At 64.7% G+C, this 16,393-nt stretch carries 17 protein-coding genes; 12 read left to right on the top strand and 5 right to left on the bottom strand.

Translation table 11 applies throughout. From position 1 onward, the window contains the following. Positions 1-203: 203 nt before the first annotated feature. Together rpmB and rpmG are read left to right on the top strand one after the other, a co-directional pair. Positions 204-440, top strand: coding sequence for a 50S ribosomal protein L28 (gene rpmB, locus ABWY06_RS15310; protein WP_353926419.1), 237 nt, complete (start codon positions 204-206; stop codon positions 438-440). A 10-nt stretch (positions 441-450) separates the two neighbouring features. Beyond that, positions 451-606, top strand: coding sequence for a 50S ribosomal protein L33 (gene rpmG / locus ABWY06_RS15305; protein WP_353926418.1), 156 nt, complete (start codon positions 451-453; stop codon positions 604-606). A gap of 63 nt (positions 607-669) precedes the next feature. On the opposite strand, the gene ABWY06_RS15300 is transcribed toward rpmG, so the two are convergent. Then, positions 670-1,035, bottom strand: a complete 366-nt coding sequence (locus ABWY06_RS15300) for a cupin domain-containing protein (RefSeq protein ID WP_353926417.1) — start codon at positions 1,033-1,035, stop codon at positions 670-672. A gap of 300 nt (positions 1,036-1,335) precedes the next feature. Between ABWY06_RS15300 and ABWY06_RS15295 the strand changes: the two genes are divergently transcribed. Together ABWY06_RS15295 and ABWY06_RS15290 are read left to right on the top strand one after the other, a co-directional pair. Further along, entirely contained in the window at positions 1,336-2,829 is a 1,494-nt protein-coding gene (locus tag ABWY06_RS15295) for an aldehyde dehydrogenase (protein ID WP_353926416.1), read from the top strand. Between the two features lie 94 nt (positions 2,830-2,923). Then, the gene (locus ABWY06_RS15290) at positions 2,924-4,078 is read left to right on the top strand and encodes an MFS transporter (protein WP_353926415.1); all 1,155 of its coding nucleotides are present in this window, start codon (positions 2,924-2,926) and stop codon (positions 4,076-4,078) included. A gap of 19 nt (positions 4,079-4,097) precedes the next feature. On the opposite strand, the gene ABWY06_RS15285 is transcribed toward ABWY06_RS15290, so the two are convergent. Beyond that, on the bottom strand, positions 4,098-5,654 hold the full coding sequence (locus tag ABWY06_RS15285; RefSeq protein ID WP_353926414.1) for a phospholipase D family protein: 1,557 nt from the start codon (positions 5,652-5,654) through the stop codon (positions 4,098-4,100). Positions 5,655-5,770: 116 nt separating this feature from the next. Further along, positions 5,771-7,192 (bottom strand): aminotransferase-like domain-containing protein, encoded by a 1,422-nt coding sequence (locus tag ABWY06_RS15280; RefSeq protein ID WP_353926413.1) that lies wholly within the window; start codon positions 7,190-7,192, stop codon positions 5,771-5,773. 183 nt (positions 7,193-7,375) lie between these two features. Here ABWY06_RS15280 and ABWY06_RS15275 point away from each other — a divergent pair, with 183 nt between their 5' ends. Beyond that, the gene (locus ABWY06_RS15275) at positions 7,376-7,618 is read left to right on the top strand and encodes a DUF1127 domain-containing protein (protein WP_353926412.1); all 243 of its coding nucleotides are present in this window, start codon (positions 7,376-7,378) and stop codon (positions 7,616-7,618) included. 37 nt (positions 7,619-7,655) lie between these two features. Here ABWY06_RS15275 and ABWY06_RS15270 read toward each other — a convergent pair whose 3' ends face one another. Continuing rightward, complete coding sequence (locus tag ABWY06_RS15270) at positions 7,656-8,969, bottom strand: NAD(P)/FAD-dependent oxidoreductase (RefSeq protein ID WP_353926411.1); 1,314 nt, start codon at positions 8,967-8,969, stop codon at positions 7,656-7,658. A 174-nt stretch (positions 8,970-9,143) separates the two neighbouring features. Between ABWY06_RS15270 and ABWY06_RS15265 the strand changes: the two genes are divergently transcribed. Then, entirely contained in the window at positions 9,144-9,497 is a 354-nt protein-coding gene (locus ABWY06_RS15265; protein ID WP_353926410.1) for a YkgJ family cysteine cluster protein, read from the top strand. Positions 9,498-9,503: 6 nt separating this feature from the next. Here the strand turns inward: ABWY06_RS15265 and dadR are convergent, their stop codons facing one another. Next, entirely contained in the window at positions 9,504-9,992 is a 489-nt protein-coding gene (dadR, locus tag ABWY06_RS15260; RefSeq protein ID WP_353926409.1) for a transcriptional regulator DadR, read from the bottom strand. Positions 9,993-10,148: 156 nt separating this feature from the next. Here dadR and dadA point away from each other — a divergent pair, with 156 nt between their 5' ends. From dadA to ABWY06_RS15230, 6 genes are all read left to right on the top strand, one after another. Further along, positions 10,149-11,447 (top strand): D-amino acid dehydrogenase, encoded by a 1,299-nt coding sequence (gene dadA, locus ABWY06_RS15255; RefSeq protein WP_353926408.1) that lies wholly within the window; start codon positions 10,149-10,151, stop codon positions 11,445-11,447. Next, entirely contained in the window at positions 11,422-11,799 is a 378-nt protein-coding gene (locus ABWY06_RS15250; protein WP_353926407.1) for a RidA family protein, read from the top strand. Before dadA ends, ABWY06_RS15250 begins: the two co-directional genes overlap by 26 nt. A gap of 56 nt (positions 11,800-11,855) precedes the next feature. After that, positions 11,856-12,944 (top strand): alanine racemase, encoded by a 1,089-nt coding sequence (gene alr / locus ABWY06_RS15245; RefSeq protein WP_353926406.1) that lies wholly within the window; start codon positions 11,856-11,858, stop codon positions 12,942-12,944. A gap of 85 nt (positions 12,945-13,029) precedes the next feature. Continuing rightward, positions 13,030-13,578 (top strand): cupin domain-containing protein, encoded by a 549-nt coding sequence (locus ABWY06_RS15240; RefSeq protein ID WP_353926405.1) that lies wholly within the window; start codon positions 13,030-13,032, stop codon positions 13,576-13,578. Between the two features lie 136 nt (positions 13,579-13,714). Next, a complete protein-coding gene (locus ABWY06_RS15235; RefSeq protein ID WP_353926404.1) occupies positions 13,715-14,137 on the top strand; it encodes a c-type cytochrome in 423 nt (140 codons plus the stop codon). A 96-nt stretch (positions 14,138-14,233) separates the two neighbouring features. Then, positions 14,234-16,384, top strand: coding sequence for an acetyl-CoA hydrolase/transferase C-terminal domain-containing protein (locus tag ABWY06_RS15230; RefSeq protein WP_353926403.1), 2,151 nt, complete (start codon positions 14,234-14,236; stop codon positions 16,382-16,384). Positions 16,385-16,393 lie beyond the last annotated feature (9 nt).

The following is a 16,393-nucleotide window of genomic DNA, read 5'->3' as shown; positions in this document are numbered from 1 at the left end:
GTATTTGGGTTTTTCCTGCGGCAATCCTTGTTGCATTCTGGTCTTTCTGGTATAAAGCAGCGCTCTTTTCTAGGGGCCCGGTTCCTTCGCTGGTTAGGTGTGACCGGTAAGACCCTGACGAAACGCGGCGCCCAGCGCCGAATAACAGAGATTAAGCGGCCAACCCATGCCGGGTTGGGCATGTGGTTTTAGAGGGCTGAGGTATGTCGAGAGTCTGTCAAGTTACCGGTAAGGGTCCGGTAACCGGGAATAACATTTCCCACGCCAACAACAAAACCCGCCGTCGTTTCCTGCCGAACCTGCAGCATCACCGCTTCTGGGTCGAGTCTGAAAAGCGTTTCGTGCGTCTGCGCGTAACCGCCAAGGGCATGCGCATCATCGACAAGCGTGGCATCGACGTGGTGCTGGCTGAAATCCGCAAACGCGGCGACAAGGTTTAAGGAGCAAGTCATGCGTGAATTAATCCGTTTGGTGTCGAGCGCCGGTACTGGCCACTTCTACACCACCGACAAGAACAAGCGCACTACTCCGGATAAAATCGAAATCAAAAAATTCGATCCGGTTGTTCGCCAGCACGTGATGTACAAGGAAGCCAAGATCAAGTAATTGATCCTGCACCTGAAAACCCGCCTTCTGGCGGGTTTTTTTATGCCCCGAGGAGCTCACCCGTCAGTGCGGCGCCTGCTCGAAGATCACGTAGACCTTGCGACAGGGCTCCAGCACTTCCCAGGTGCCCGAGAAGCCTGCCGGGATCACAAAGCGGTCGCCGGCACGCAAGGTCTTGCTCTGGCCCCGCTCGTCGCGCAGCACCGACACACCCTGCAGAATCTCGCAGTATTCGTGCTCGCTGTACTGCACCGTCCACTGGCCAATGGCCCCTTCCCAGATGCCCGCGTTGAACTGCCCGCAGGGGCTGCCGTAATGGTTGCGCACACTCTGGGCGGGATCGCCCTTGAGGACCTTGTGCGGCGCTGGATGGTACTGCTCCGGGCTGGCGGGGTTGTCTGCGAAGTCGATGATGGTATCGAGGCTCATCTGCATGTCCAGGCGGTGAGAGCGGCGGCAGGTGCCGTCGCAAGGTGGGTTTTCGGCGCACGGGCCTGCCTGGGCCGGTCGCACGGAGGGTTACGACTGGAGGTGGCCACTTTTTCAAAGTCTATGTTTAATAAAACGAACATGACAAGGCGGTTTTGCCGTTATCTGTCAAATATATTGAAAATCCGAGGCCCTCTGGTTTAGTGTTGTCGCCACGTAGGGCCGTGTGCAGCCTTGCAGAATAATTGACAGTGCGCGTGAGCCGAGCGCCGCGCCGCCTTCCGACGAGAGGACGTTCAAATGACCAGCTTGACCCGTGCCGACTGGGAACAGCGTGCCCAGCGCCTGGTGATCGAAGGCCGTGCGTTTATCCATGGCGAATATACCGCGGCCGTCGATGCCGCAACGTTCGAGTGCATCAGCCCGATCGATGGCCGTGTGCTGGGGCAGGTCGCCAGTTGCGCTGCGGCGGATGCCGAGCGCGCCGTGCAGTCGGCCCGGCGCACGTTCGAGTCGGGCGTCTGGTCGCGCCTGGCGCCGGTGGCGCGCAAGGCGGTAATGATCCGCTTCGCCGACCTGCTGGAGGCCCATGCCGAGGAGCTGGCGCTGCTGGAGACCCTGGACATGGGCAAGCCGATCAGCGATGCGCTGGCGGTCGATGTGCCCAGTGCCGCGCGGGCGATTCGTTGGAGCGGCGAGGCGATCGACAAGATCTACGACGAGGTGGCCGCCACGCCGCATAACGAGCTGGGTCTGGTGACCCGCGAGCCGATTGGTGTGGTGGCGGCCATCGTGCCGTGGAACTTCCCGCTGCTGATGAGCTGCTGGAAACTCGGCCCGGCCTTGTCCAGCGGTAACTCGGTGATTCTCAAACCGTCGGAGAAATCGCCGCTGACCGCCATTCGTATCGCCCAGCTGGCCATCGACGCCGGTATTCCGGCCGGCGTGCTCAACGTGCTGCCGGGTTTTGGCCATACCGTCGGCAAGGCCCTGGCCCTGCACATGGATGTCGACACCCTGGTCTTCACCGGTTCGACCAAGATCGCCAAGCAGCTGATGATCTACGCTGGCGAGTCGAACATGAAACGGGTCTGGCTGGAGGCGGGCGGCAAGAGCCCCAATATCGTCTTCGCCGATGCGCCGGATCTGCAGGCCGCCGCCGAATCGGCCGCTGGCGCCATTGCCTTCAACCAGGGTGAGGTCTGCACCGCCGGCTCGCGCCTGCTGGTCGAGCGTTCGATTAAGGAGCGCTTTGTGCCCCTGGTGATCGAGGCGTTGAAAAGCTGGAAACCGGGCAACCCGCTGGACCCGGCCACCAACGTTGGAGCGCTGGTGGACAGCCAGCAACTGGACAACGTACTGGCCTATATCGAGGCCGGCCACGCCGACGGCGCGACCCTGGTCGCCGGTGGTAAGCGCACCCTTCAGGAAACCGGCGGCACCTATGTGGAGCCGACCATCTTCGACGGCGTGGACAACGCGATGAAGATCGCCCGTGAAGAGATTTTCGGGCCGGTCCTGGCGGTGATCGCCTTCGATACCGTGGAGCAGGCCATTCAGATCGCCAACGACTCGCCCTACGGCCTGGCGGCGGCGCTGTGGACCTCCAACCTGTCCAAGGCGCACCTGACCGCCAAGGCCTTGCGTGCTGGCAGCGTCTGGGTCAACCAGTACGATGGCGGCGACATGACCGCCCCGTTTGGCGGTTTCAAACAGTCGGGCAACGGCCGTGACAAGTCGTTGCACGCCTTCGACAAGTACACCGAGCTGAAGGCCACCTGGATCAAGCTGTAAGCCTTACGCGCCAGGATCATCCTGCGGCCGCGCGTCCCTGATCGGGCGCGCGGCCGTTTTGTTGTCGAGTGCGCCATCGAGTCAGGAGCGGTGCATGCGTTGGGACAGTTATTTCGCGGTCTGCGCGGCGGTGATCAGCGTTGGCCTGGCGCTGGGGGTCAGCTTGCCGCTGGTGTCCTTGCGCCTGGAAAGCAGTGGTCATGGTGCGTTTGCCATCGGCATCATGGCCGCCATGCCGGCTGTCGGCGTACTGCTCGGCGCGCGCCTGGCGGCGCCCTTGGCGCGCCAGCTGGGCACGCCGCGCACGCTGAGCCTGTGCCTGCTGAGCAGCGGGCTGTCGGTGGCGCTCTTGGCTATTTGGCCATCCTACGGCCTGTGGTTGCTGTTGCGACTGCTGATCGGCGTGGCCCTGACCCTGGTGTTTGTCCTGGGCGAGAGCTGGATCAACCAACTGGTGCCGGACCGGTTACGCGGCCGCCTGGTGGCGCTCTATGGCACCGGCTTTGCCGTCAGTCAGCTGTGTGGGCCCTTGCTCTTGGTGCTGCTGGGTACGGCCGACAATCGCGGATTCTGGTTCGCCGCCGCCTTGCTGGCCAGCGCCAGCCTGCTGTTGCTGGGGCGCGGCGGTGCGCCCGGGATTGCCGCCGGCAGCTTGTCTGGTGGCTTCGTCGACTTCTGTCGGCAACGGCCGGCGATTGCCTGGGCGGTGGTGTTGTTCGCCGCGTTCGAGGCCATGGTGCTGACGCTGTTCCCCCTGTACATGCTGCGCGAGGGCTTCGACCAGGATCGGGCGCTGTGGATGGCCAGCGTGGTGGTGGTGGGCGAGGCGCTGTTGCAGTTGCCGATCGGCTGGTTGGCTGACCGTATGCCGCGCCCGCGTTTGTTCCGCCTCTGTGGCGTCGGCTTGCTGCTAAGCAGTCTGGGCCTGCCGTGGCTGCTGCACGGCGTCTGGATCTGGCCATTGTTGGTGCTGTTCGGTGCCAGTGCAGGAGGGCTCTATACCCTTTCGCTGATCCTGATTGGCGAGCGTTTTCGCGATGCTGCGCTGGTGCGCGCCAACGCCCATATTGCGGTGCTCTGGGGCGTCGGTTGCCTGCTCGGGCCCCTGGCGACCGGTGCCGGCAGCCAGTGGTTGAGCGGTCATGCCCTGGCCTGGATAATGGCAGCGGGGGCCGCGCTGTTCGTCTGGTTGGCCTGGCGCCGCGGGGCGTTCGATGAAACACCGGCAGGGCTGGTCCTGAGCGACTGAGGGCCAGTGTCAACAGGCCCTATAACATACGCTCCAGGCCCACGGCTTCGGCCAGCCAGGCATTGAAGTGACGCCAGAAACCGCCTGGCTCCTGCTCCAGCACGATGGGGCGACCCTGGTCCTCGGCGATCCACACCAGCTGTCCGGCGTTCCCTGCGGGCGCCAGGCGCACCTCGTAGCTGACGGTCGGCGCCATGCCCTGCTCGGTCAGCGCGCGCACGGCGGCGGTCAGCTGCGGGCTGTCGACCACCACACCGACCTCGGTATTCCACAGCACCGAGCGTGGATCGAAGTTGAACGAACCGATAAAGACTTTTTGCCGATCGAAGATCATCGCCTTGCTGTGCAGGCTCGACTCCGATGAGCCGCTGAGGCTGTAGTTGGGGTTCTCGTCCGGTTGCCGGCGCAGCTCGAACAGGCGGATGCCATGGGCCAACAGCGTGGCACGGTAGGGCGCGTAACCGCCGTGCACCGCCGGTACATCGGTGGCTTCCAGGGCGTTGGTCAGCAGGCGAATATGCACGCCCTCGTCGGCCCGCCTGGTCAGGTAGTCGAGCCCCTCGCGGGCCGGCACGAAGTAGGCGGAAATCAGCATCAGTTCTTGCTTGGCCTGCGCCAGGTGCGGCGCCAGCTGCGTGGTCAGCAGCAGGTGAGGATCGGGCACATCCCGAGCCAATACCTTGCTTGGGGCATCCCAGAGGGCCTGGCCATGAGCCCAGATCAGCTCCTGCAACCAGGTCTGCAGCTGCGGGTCTTGCCGGTAGGCCATCAACCGATCGTAGAGCGGTAGTTGCGTGCGCCGGGCCTCGTCCAGGCGGGCGTTCACCGTGGCGCGCAGCTCATCCAGCGCCTCTGTTGAGGGCACGCGCCAGACGAATTGCTGGATGGGTTTGCTCAGGGCGCTGTTCCAGTACTGATCGAAACTCTCGCCCAGCTGCGCGGCCACCGGACCCACCCCGAGCAGATCGATATCGGTGAAATTCAGCCCGCGTTCGACGCCGAAATACTCATCGCCCAGGTTGCGCCCGCCGACGATGGCCGCGCTGTTATCGGCCAGCCAGAGTTTGTTGTGCATGCGCCGGTGCTGGCGCGACAGGTTCAGCAGGCGGCTGAGGGTGCGGGTGACGCCGAATTTGCGGCCCAGGTGCAAGGGATTGAACACCCGCACCTCGATATTGGGGTGCGCCGCCAGCACTGCGATCTGATAGTCCTTGCCATCACTGGCGGTGTCGTCCAGCAGCAGCCGGACCCGCACCCCGCGATCGGCGGCTTGCAACAACTCGGCCAGCAGCGCCTGGGTGCTCAGCCCGTCGTGCACGATGTAGTACTGCAGGTCGAGGCTGTGCCTGGCGGCGCGGGTCAGCTCGGCACGGGCGCGGAACGCCTCGCGGCTGTTGGGCAGCAGGCGGAAACCCGAACGGCCTTCATGGGGCGCGGCGCGTCGTTCGATGGCCGCGCCAAAGGGCGAACTCCCGGGGAGCAGCGCCTGAGACGGCACCCGGGGCACCTGATGGGTGCATCCAGCGAGGATACAGCTCAGGCACAGCACCAGCGGTAACCTACGACGGATCGGCACCGGACCTCCGAGGCAAACTCTCCACACGCGGTTTGGACGTTACGCTTCGAACTTAATTCAGAGTAGGACTTTTGTACGCTGGCCACACGTGCCCGCGCGCATAGTCTCAACAGGCCCTAAGCCTGCGCAAGCAGCGCCGCCACCGTTTCGCCGACCGTGCGCACGGCCTGCTCGATACCCGGGCTGGGCGCGGCGGCATAGTTGATACGCAGGCAATTGCGGTATTTACCGGCGGCGGAAAAAATGCAGCCCGGGGCGATCTGGATGTTATGCGGCAGCAGGGCCCGGTTCAGGCGCAGGGTATCGAAGGTGTCGTCCAGCTCGATCCACAGCAGGAAGCTGCCTTGAGGACGACTGACCCGCGTGCCAGGCGGAAAATAGCGGGTCACCCAGTCGATCATCAGGTCGCGGCTGCGCGCGTACTGGCTGCGCATGCGGCGCAGGTGCGGCTCGTAGTGGCCGCCGGCGATAAATTCGGCCAGGGCCAGTTGCGGCAACTGCGCGGTGCTGCCGGTGCCCATGTATTTCATGTGCAGCACACGGTCCAGATAGCGCCCCGGGGCTATCCAGCCAATGCGCAGGCCGGGTGCGAGGGTTTTGGAAAAGGAGCTGCACAGCAGCACGCGGCCGTCCTCGTCGTAGGACTTGATGGTGCGCGGACGCGGGTAGCTGTAGGCCAGCTCGCCGTAGACATCGTCCTCCAGGATCGCCACGTCGTAGCGTTGGGCGAGGGCCACCAGGGCGCGCTTGTGGGCGTCCGGCATGATGTAGCCCAGGGGGTTGTTGCAGGTCGGTGTGAGCTGGATCAGCTTGATCGGCCACTGCTCCAGCGCCAGCTCCAGGGCTTCCAGACTGATACCGGTAAGGGGATCGGTTGGCAGCTCCAGGGCTTTCATGCCGAAGCCCTTCAGCGCCTGCATGACTCCGTGAAAACTCGGTGAATCGACCGCGACAATGTCACCGGGCTCGCAAATGGCGCGAATGGCCGCCGACAGCGCTTCGTGGCAGCCGCTGGTGATGACGATGTCCTGGTAGGGGATCCGACAGCCCGAGTCGAGCACCAGGCGCGACACCTGCTCGCGCAGCGTCTGGTCGCCATGGATGCCGCCGTAGGTCAGGCTGTTGAGGTCCTGGCGTCGGCTCAGGCGTGATAACGAGCGCAACAGCGGCTTGAGGGTGGGGCCACCGATATCCGGCCGGCCGCGCCCGAGCTGGAGCACCTGGTCACGACCGGGTGGGATACTGATCAGCTCCAGCACATGCTCCCACTGTGACACCTCGACCGGGCGCTGGGCCGTACGGCTGATCGCTGGCAGCGCGGGCATCTGGCGCAGGGCCGGGACGAAGTACCCGGACTTGGGGCGCGGCGAGGCCAGGCCGTTGTCTTCCAGCAACCGATAGGCCTGTTGGACCGTGCTCAGACTGACCCCGTGCTCCAGGCTCAGCGCGCGTACCGACGGCAGGCGGTCGCCGGGGCGGTACAGGCCTTGTTCGATGCGCGTGCCGAGCAGCGCGGCCAGGTCGACGTAGAGACTCATGACAGTTGCGGCTCCCCTGAAGTATCGTCTGTTTCAAAACCAGCACAGATGGCTGACTAATTCACCATTCAGCGGCCTGGAAAGCGGATCTGTATGAATTTAAAACTCTGTTTTTGAATCTGTCACGGTTTTTCCGTTCTCGTCATCATGAACTCCCATGGCACCTGTCAACAGGAGACGACGATGAGCGGCTACAGCGATCCACGACTGACATTAAGGGCCCACGAGTTGGACCAGGACGGTCGCCCGCGTGTGGCCTGTGGCGCGGCGCCCGGTACACCCTGTGAAAGCCGTCTGGGGCAGTTCTGGCGGCGGCTGAGCACGCGTCGGCGTCTGCTGGAGCTGGACGCGGCTCAGTTGCAGGATATCGGCCTTACGCTCGACCAGGCCCGGGCGGAAGCCGAGCTGCCGTTCTGGAAACTCTAGTCCGCGGCGCCGGTAACGCACTGGGGCGCCTAAGGGCCTAAACCAGCTCTTTGAGCCGGTGCCAGAGCATGCCCAGCGCCAGCAGCGGCGAACGCAGGTGTTTGCCGCCGGGAAACGTCATATGCGGCACCTGGGCGAACAGGTCGAAACCGCGACTGGCTTGGCCGCTGATGGCTTCGGCGAGCAGGTGCCCGGCCAAGTGAGTGGCGTTGAGCCCGTGGCCGGCGTAGGCCTGGGCATAAAACACATTGGGCTGCTCCTTGAGTCGGCCGATCTGCGGCAGTCGGTTGGCGCCGATGCCGATCATGCCGCCCCACTGGTAGTCGATGCGCAACTGTGCCAATTGCGGAAACACCTGCAGCATTTTGGGGCGCATATAGGCGGCGATGTCCGCCGGGTCACGACCCGAGTAATGACAGGCGCCGCCGAACAGCAGGCGGCGGTCCGCCGACAGGCGATAGTAATCCAGGGCCACGCGCTGGTCGCAGACCGCCATGTTCTGCGGCAGCACTTGGCGCGCCTGGGCTTCGCTCAGCGGTTCGGTGGCGATTACATAGCTTCCGGCGGGCAACACCTTGCCGCCCAGCTGCGGGTTCAGGCCATTCAGGTAGGCGTTGCAGGCCAGCACCAGGGTCTTGGCGCGCACCAGACCCTGGGCCGAATGCACTCGCACCTCGCTGCCGTAGTCGATACGGGTGACCGCCGAGTGCTCGAACAGCTGCACGCCCAATGTCTGGGCCACCGCCGCTTCGCCGAGCGCCAGGTTGAGCGGGTGCAGATGGCCGGAGCCCATGTCGATCAGGCCACCGACATAGCGCGTCGAGCCCACTACGCTGGCCATGTCGGCGGGTTGCACCAGGCGCAGTTCGTGGGCATAACCCAGGCCGCGCAGTTCCTCCGCTTCCTCGGCAAAACCGTCCAGGTCGCGGGGCTTGTTCGCCAGGTCGCAGTACCCCAAGCTCAGGTCGCAGTCGATGGCGTGCCGGGCCACGCGGCGACGAACGATGTCCACGGCCTCCAGGCCCATCAGCTTGAGTTCGCGCACGCCGTCACGGCCGAGTTGGCCTTCGAACTGCTCGAGGCCGTGGCCGACGCCGCGAATCAGCTGGCCGCCGTTGCGTCCGCTGGCGCCCCAGCCGATCTGCCGTGCCTCCAGCAGCACCACCGAGAGCCCGCGCTCGGCCAGCTCGATGGCGGTGTTCAGCCCGGTAAAACCGCCGCCGACGATGCACACATCGGCGCGAACCTCGCCGCTCAGGCGGGAGCAGGCGAGGTCGCGGTTAGCGCTGGCGGCGTAATACGAAGGAGCATGGCCATCGAGGCCGGAAGTGGGGCGAACGCCAGCGTTCATGTGTGAAATCCTGTTTTTTTAATGGTTTTTGTTTGGAAAATTTTACGCAGCATAAGCGTGAGGCCCCTGCGTCGCCAAGAGGCGGGTAAAAAACGCCGGGGCCGCAGGTCCGAAGGCGCAACCGCCGAGACGACGTTTGTTACCATGGATGGTCTTCCGACCACTGGATTCGCCATGAGCTGCACCCGCCGCACCATCGAGCAGTTGCGCTTGCGCATCCCGTCCTTCGCCTGCGTGCCAGGTTGTCACGACTGCTGCGGGCCGGTCACCGCGGCTTCGGAAGAAATGGCCTGGCTGCCGGTCAAGACCGATGCCGAACACGATGCCGCGCTGGCCGAGCTGAACTGCGTGCACCTGGGACCTCACGGCTGCGAGGTCTATGCCGAGCGACCGCTGATCTGCCGCCTGTTCGGCACCACCCCGAGCCTGCCGTGCCCCAATGGTCGGCGTCCGGAGCAGATGATCGAGCCGCAGGTGGAGCAGCAGGTGCACCGCTTGATCGCCACGACCCGCCAGGTGCTGGTTTAAGGATGATTAGTCGGGGACGGGCAGGTTAAGGCTTTCCTTGACCTCTTCCATGACGATGTAACTCTTGGACTCGCGCACATGGGGCAGCTTGAGCAGGATGTCGCCGAGCAGCTTGCGGTAGGAGGCCATTTCGGAAATCCGTGCCTTGACCAGGTAATCGAAGTCGCCGCTGACCAGGTGGCATTCCAGGACGTGGGGCAACTTCAACACCGCGCGGCGAAATTCCTCGAAGGTGTCGCCGGATTTGTAATCCAGGCTGATCTCCACGAACACCAGCAGATTGGCTTTCAGGTGCTGCGGGTTGAGCCGGGCGTTGTAGCCCATGATGATGCCTTCGCGCTCCAGGCGCCGCACCCGCTCGGTACAGGGGGTGGTCGAGAGGCCGACCCGTTCGCCCAGCTCGGTAAAGGAAATACGCCCATCCTCTTGCAGGATGCGCAGGATATTGCGGTCGATCTTGTCCAGCTCGCGGCGGCTCTGATGTTGGGTGCGCATGGGGAATACCCCTCTGTAAACAGCGTTTTGGCCAAGAATTATCGCCAAATATAGCTATCTATATGGTGAAAAGCACTGCTCATTGCTTCCTATACTGCGCACATCTTGGCTCATGATCACGAACGCCGGCGACCCGCCGAGGCGATGGAGGCAGACATGCGAGTAATGGTGCTTGGCAGCGGTGTCATAGGTACCGCCAGTGCCTACTATCTGGCCCGCGCCGGCTTCGAGGTGGTGGTGGTCGACCGCCAGCCCGCGCCTGCGATGGAAACCAGCTTCGCCAACGCCGGTCAGGTGTCGCCGGGTTATGCCTCGCCCTGGGCCGCGCCAGGTGTACCGCTCAAGGCCATCAAGTGGTTGCTGCAGCGCCATGCGCCGCTGGCGATCAAGGTCACCGCCGACATCGGCCAGTACCTGTGGATGGCGCAGATGCTGCGCAACTGCACCGCCAGCCGTTATGCGGTGAACAAGGAACGCATGGTGCGGTTGTCCGAGTACAGCCGCGACTGCCTGGATGAACTGCGCGCCGAAACCGGTATCGCCTATGAAGGGCGCAGCCTGGGCACCACCCAGCTGTTTCGCACCCAGGCGCAGCTGGACAACGCGGCCAAGGACATCGCCGTGCTGCAGCAGTCGGGTGTGCCTTATGAGGTGCTGGACCGCGCCGGGATCGCCCGGGTCGAACCGGCGCTGGCCTCGGTGACCGATATCCTCGCCGGCGCCCTGCGCCTGCCCAACGACCAGACCGGCGATTGCCAATTGTTCACCACCAAGTTGGCCGAGATGGCCCGCCAACTGGGCGTTGAGTTCCGCTTCGGCCAAGCCATCGAGCGCCTGGACTTCGCCGGCAATCGGATCAACGGCGTCTGGATCGATGGCAAGCTGGAAACCGCCGACAGCTATGTGCTGGCCTTGGGCAGCTTCTCGCCGCAACTGCTCAAGCCCCTGGGCATCAAGGCGCCGGTCTATCCGCTCAAGGGTTATTCGCTGACCGTGCCGATCATCGACCCGGCCATGGCGCCGACCTCGACCATCCTCGACGAGACCTACAAGGTCGCCATCACCCGTTTCGACCAGCGCATTCGCGTCGGCGGCATGGCCGAGATCGCCGGCTTCGACCTGAGCCTCAACCCCCGCCGCCGGGAAACCCTGGAGATGATCGTCAACGACCTTTATCCCAAGGGCGGTGACCTGAGGCGCGCGGAATTCTGGACCGGCCTGCGCCCCACCACCCCGGATGGTACGCCGATCGTCGGCGCTACCCCGTTCAGCAACCTTTACCTCAATACCGGGCACGGCACCCTGGGCTGGACCATGGCCTGTGGGTCCGGCCGCCTGCTGGCCGACCTGATCGCCCGCAAGCGGCCGCAAATCAGCGCCGAAGGCCTGGGTATTTCCCGTTACAGCAACCATCCCGAGAGCGATTCCCATGTCCATCCAGCGCCAGCACACTAATGCCCGTATGAGCCAGATCGTCGTCCATCAGGGCACGGTGTACCTGGCCGGCCAGGTCGGCGAGGACATGACTGCCGGCATCGAGCAGCAAACCCGCGAGACCCTGGCGGCCATCGAGACCTTGCTCGACCAGGCCGGCACCGACAAGACCCGGCTGCTGTCCGTGACCATTTACCTGAAGGATATCGATGCCGACTTCGCCGGCATGAACCGGGTCTGGGACCAGTGGCTGCCCGCGGGCGTGGCGCCGGCGCGGGCGACGGTCGAGGCCAAGCTCTGCGAACCGGAAATCCTGGTCGAGCTGTCGGTGGTGGCCGCCTTGCCTCAGGCCGGTGTGACGGCTCAGCGTTAATCCTTCCTTTTGCCTCGCCGGGTCCCCTTGACCCGGCCCCTTGCGCGAGAATTCCCATGCGCCCCGCCCGTGCCCTGATCGACCTGCAGGCCCTGCGCCACAACTATCGCCTGGCCCGTGAACTGGCCGGCGGCAATACCCTGGCGGTAATCAAGGCCGATGCCTATGGCCATGGCGCGGTGCGCTGCGCCCAGGCGCTTGAGCCCGAGGCGGATGGTTTTGCCGTCGCCTGTATCGAGGAAGCCCTGCAGCTGCGGGAGGCGGGCATCCAGGCGCCGATCCTGCTGCTGGAGGGCTTTTTCGAGGCGGACGAGTTGCCGCTGATCGAGCGCCATCGACTCTGGTGCGTGGTGCATGCGCTCTGGCAGGTCGAGGCGATCGAGCGCAGCCCCCTGCGCAGCCCCTTGCGGGTCTGGCTCAAACTGGACTCGGGCATGCACCGGGTGGGGCTGGCGCCGGCGGAGTATCCTGTGGCGCACCAACGCCTGCTGAGCAGTGGCAAGGTCGACGAGATCGTCCTGATGAGCCATTTCGCCCGCGCCGACGAGCCTGACTGCGCCAGCAGCCTGGATCAGCTGGCGGTGTTCCAGGCTGCGTGTGCGGGGCTGGTAGGCGCGGTCAGCCTGCGTAACTCGCCGGCGCTGCTGGCCTGGCCGGACATCCCCAGCGACTGGACGCGTGCCGGCATCATGCTCTACGGGGCCACGCCCTTCGAACAGGTCCAGCCAGCAGCCGAGCGGCTGCGTCCGGTGATGACCCTCGAATCGAAGATCATCAGCGTCCGCCAGCTGGCCGCCGGGGAACCGGTGGGTTATGGCGCCCGGTTCCTCACCCCGGGGCCGACGCGGGTCGGGGTGGTTGCGCTGGGGTATGCCGATGGCTATCCACGGCATGCGCCCAACGGTACGCCGCTCAGTGTCGACGGTCACCCCGCGCGGTTGATCGGCCGGGTGTCGATGGACATGCTGATGGTCGACTTGTCCGACCTGCCCCAGGCGGGCCTGGGCAGCCGCGTCGAGCTCTGGGGCAAGCAGGTGCTGGCCAGCGAGGTGGCGACCCGGGCGGCGACCATCCCGTATCAGCTGTTTTGCAACCTGCGCCGGGTACCGTTGTTGTACCGGGACGGTCCGACGGACGCTGAATAGTTTTACAGACGAAGTGTTGTAAATACTGAACGCTGTTGCGATGATACGGCGACATTTCCGTATCTTCCCGAGGGGGACTCCAGCATTGGACGTCGGTGCCCGACTGCAATCCATTCGCAAACTCAAAGGCCTTTCCCAGCGTGAACTCGCCAAACGGGCGGGTGTCACCAACAGCACCATTTCGATGATCGAGAAAAACAGCGTAAGCCCCTCGATCAGCTCGTTGAAAAAGGTGTTGGCGGGTATTCCCATGTCCCTGGTGGAATTCTTTTCCCTGGAGATGGAACAGGACAATCCCACCCAGGTGGTCTACAAGGCCACCGAGCTGATCGATATCTCCGACGGCGCCGTGACCATGAAATTGGTGGGCAGGGCGCACCCGAGCCGGGCCATCGCGTTCCTCTCGGAAACCTATCCGGCCGGTGCCGATACCGGCGACGCCATGCTCACCCATGAAGGCGAGGAGGCGGGTATTCTGCTCGAGGGCCGCCTGGAACTGATCGTCGGCAGCGAGACCTATATCCTCGAAAGCGGCGACAGCTACTACTTCGAAAGCAGCAAGCCGCACCGTTTCCGCAACCCTTTCGCCGAGCCCGCCCGGCTGATCAGCGCCACCACCCCAGCCAATTTCTAGGGACGCGCCTGGCGCGGGGCGGTGAATGACCCTGCGACAACTTGGGTTGTTTCGGCCCGACCGGGTAATCGGTATACTGCCCTTCGCCCGCGAAACCGTGGCCGCGGGCGTGACAAGCCACGATGAGGGTGTACGCGTGAACCTGATAAAAAAGATACTGGCGACACAAGCTGCCGTATTGGCCCTGTGGGCGGTGAGCGCTCAGGCTGCGACCAATGACGAGATCGCCGAACGGCTCAAGCCGGTGGGCGAAGTCTGTGTGCAAGGCGAGGAATGCAAGGGTATCGAGACCGTTGCCGCCGCTGCCGCGGGTGGACCGCGCAGTGCCGATGACGTGATCACCAAACACTGTGGTGCCTGCCATACTGCAGGCGTCCTGGGCGCGCCGAAGATCGGCGACGGGGCTGCCTGGAAAGCCCGGGCTGATAAAGAAGGTGGTTTGGATGGCCTGTTGGCCAAGGCCATCAGCGGCATCAATGCCATGCCGCCCAAGGGCACCTGTGCCGATTGTTCGGACGATGAACTCAAGGGCGCCATCCAGAAGATGTCGGGCCTCTGATTCAAGCGTCTCGGTGACCAGGCCGCCTTCGGGCGGCTTTGTCGTTTTTGCGGACCGCTGGTCGCGTCCCCCAAGTCTTACCAGAAGAGGTCCGCGATGCTCAACTGCTCCCTCGAACAGGCGGTCGACCAGGTGTTGCAGCGGATCGACGGGCCGATCCGTCTGGGGCTGCCGCTGGGTTTGGGCAAGCCGGTGGGCTTCGTCAACGCCCTGTACCAGCGCATCAAGCAACAACCGCAGCGCTCGCTGATCATCTACACCGCATTATCGCTGGGCCGCCCGCACGCCAGTAGCGACCTCGAGCAACGCCTGCTCGGACCTTTCCTCGAGCGGGTCTACGCCGACTGTCCCGAGCTGGACTACCTGCACGACCTGCGCCGTGGCACGCTGCCGAGCAATATCCAACTTGAGGAGTTCTACCTGCAACCGGGCAGCCTGCTGGGCAATCCCGCGGCGCAGCAGGCCTATGTCAGCCTTAATTACAGCCAGGTGGCCCGTGACCTTGACCGCAAGGGCGTAAACCTGGTGGCGCACCTGTTGGCCAGTGACCCTCGCTGGCCACAACGCCTGAGCCTGAGCTGCAACCCGGACATCACCCTCGACCTGTTGCCGCTGCTGGCCGCTCGCCGGGAGGCCGGCGAGACTATCCTGTGCGTCGCTCAGTGCCACGCGGATCTGCCCTTTATGCCGGGCGACGCGGAGGTGGCCCAGGACAGCTTCGATTTGCTGATCGACGAGGTCGAACGGCACCGGCTGTTCTCCACCCCGGCCATGCCGGTCAGCCTGCAGGACCATTGCATCGGCCTGCACGCCAGCAGCCTGGTACGCGACGGCGGTACCTTGCAGATCGGCATCGGCGCCATGAGCGACGCGCTGGCGGCGGCCGTGCGCGCGCGGCATGCCAACAACGGTGCTTATCGGGCCCTGCTCGCGTCCCTGCAGGTGCCGCAGCGCTGGCCCGCGTTGATCGATGCCGAAGGGGGGCTGGCGCCCTTTGTCGCCGGGCTCTATGGCTGCAGCGAAATGCTGGTGCCGGGCCTGCTCAGCCTGCTGGATGCCGGGGTGCTGCGCCGTGCGGTCTATGCCGACGAACGCCTGCAGCGACTGGCCAACGTCGGCGCCCTGGACGAGCAGGGCCGCCTGCACGACCTCGGGGCAGGCGCCCGGGAGCTACTACCGGCGCGACTGGATGCGGAAACCCTGGCGTGGCTGCAGGCCACGGGGTTGCTGGCGGCCGAGATACAACTGCAGGGCGGGGCACTGCGGCTGCCGGACGGCCAGTCGATCGCCGCCGACCTGGACCATCCCCATGGCATCGTGGTGTTGCAGCCTTATCTGGGCTCGGCCCAGGGTGGGGTGCTGGTGCACGGTGGCTTTTTCCTCGGGCCCCTGGCGTTCTATCAACGGCTGCAGCAACTGACTCCGGTGCAGCGTGGCCGTATCGGCATGACCGGCATCGGCTTTATCAACCGCCTGTATGGTCAGGAAACCCTCAAGCGCCTGCAGCGCCGCGATGCGCGCTTTATCAACAGTGCCTTTAGCGTGACCCTGCTGGGGGCCGGCGTGGCCGACCAGCTGGAGGACGGCCGGGTGATCAGCGGGGTGGGCGGGCAGTACGATTTTTTTGCCCAGGCCCACGAGTTGGCCGGGGCGCGGGCCATCCTGATGCTGCGCAGCTGGCGCGAGCAGGGCGGCGAGGTCAGTTCCAATATTCTCTGGCAGTACGGCCACAGCACCATTCCGCGGCACCTGCGCGATATCGTGGTCACCGAGTACGGCATCGCCGACTTGCGTGGCAAAAGCGATGCGGCGGTCGTCGAGGCCTTGCTGCAGATCGCCGATTCGCGTTTTCAGGATCAGCTGATCGAGCAGGCGCAGCAGGCCGGCAAATTGTCGCCGGACTTCGTGCTGGCCCCGGCCTGGCGGCAGAACACGCCGGAGCACCTGGCACGGGCCTGCGCCGGGCACCTCGGGCTGGTCGGCGAATACCCCCTGGGCTGTGATTTCACCGAGGTGGAGCAGGACCTGCTGCGCGCGCTGCGTTGGCTGAAGAGCAAACTCCGGCTCAGCGAATTGCTGGAGTTGGGCAAGGCGGCACTGTTGCACCTGCCCGAGCCCGCGACCTATGCCGAGCACTTGGCGCGCATGGGGCTGGCGCAGCCGGACGGTGTGCGCGAGCAGCTCTACCAGAAGTTGCTGCTGATCGCGCTGGGAGCGACGCCGTCCGGAGGCGGCACCCTGGCGTGAGGCATTCGG

The organism is Pseudomonas sp. (assembly GCF_040514055.1).
Lineage (GTDB): Bacteria > Pseudomonadota > Gammaproteobacteria > Pseudomonadales > Pseudomonadaceae > Aquipseudomonas.
This window is presented reverse-complemented; position numbering and strand designations above follow the sequence as displayed.

Coding starts and splice junctions, on each gene's coding strand:
- ABWY06_RS15290 (WP_353926415.1), top strand. CDS start 2,924: ATGCGTTGGGACAGTTATTTCGCGGTCTGCGCGGCGGTGATCAGCGTT.
- ABWY06_RS15265 (WP_353926410.1), top strand. CDS start 9,144: ATGAGCTGCACCCGCCGCACCATCGAGCAGTTGCGCTTGCGCATCCCG.
- ABWY06_RS15230 (WP_353926403.1), top strand. CDS start 14,234: ATGCTCAACTGCTCCCTCGAACAGGCGGTCGACCAGGTGTTGCAGCGG.
- alr (WP_353926406.1), top strand. CDS start 11,856: ATGCGCCCCGCCCGTGCCCTGATCGACCTGCAGGCCCTGCGCCACAAC.
- ABWY06_RS15275 (WP_353926412.1), top strand. CDS start 7,376: ATGAGCGGCTACAGCGATCCACGACTGACATTAAGGGCCCACGAGTTG.
- dadA (WP_353926408.1), top strand. CDS start 10,149: ATGCGAGTAATGGTGCTTGGCAGCGGTGTCATAGGTACCGCCAGTGCC.
- ABWY06_RS15295 (WP_353926416.1), top strand. CDS start 1,336: ATGACCAGCTTGACCCGTGCCGACTGGGAACAGCGTGCCCAGCGCCTG.
- rpmG (WP_353926418.1), top strand. CDS start 451: ATGCGTGAATTAATCCGTTTGGTGTCGAGCGCCGGTACTGGCCACTTC.
- dadR (WP_353926409.1), bottom strand. CDS start 9,992: ATGCGCACCCAACATCAGAGCCGCCGCGAGCTGGACAAGATCGACCGC.
- ABWY06_RS15270 (WP_353926411.1), bottom strand. CDS start 8,969: ATGAACGCTGGCGTTCGCCCCACTTCCGGCCTCGATGGCCATGCTCCT.
- ABWY06_RS15280 (WP_353926413.1), bottom strand. CDS start 7,192: ATGAGTCTCTACGTCGACCTGGCCGCGCTGCTCGGCACGCGCATCGAA.
- rpmB (WP_353926419.1), top strand. CDS start 204: ATGTCGAGAGTCTGTCAAGTTACCGGTAAGGGTCCGGTAACCGGGAAT.
- ABWY06_RS15250 (WP_353926407.1), top strand. CDS start 11,422: ATGTCCATCCAGCGCCAGCACACTAATGCCCGTATGAGCCAGATCGTC.
- ABWY06_RS15300 (WP_353926417.1), bottom strand. CDS start 1,035: ATGAGCCTCGATACCATCATCGACTTCGCAGACAACCCCGCCAGCCCG.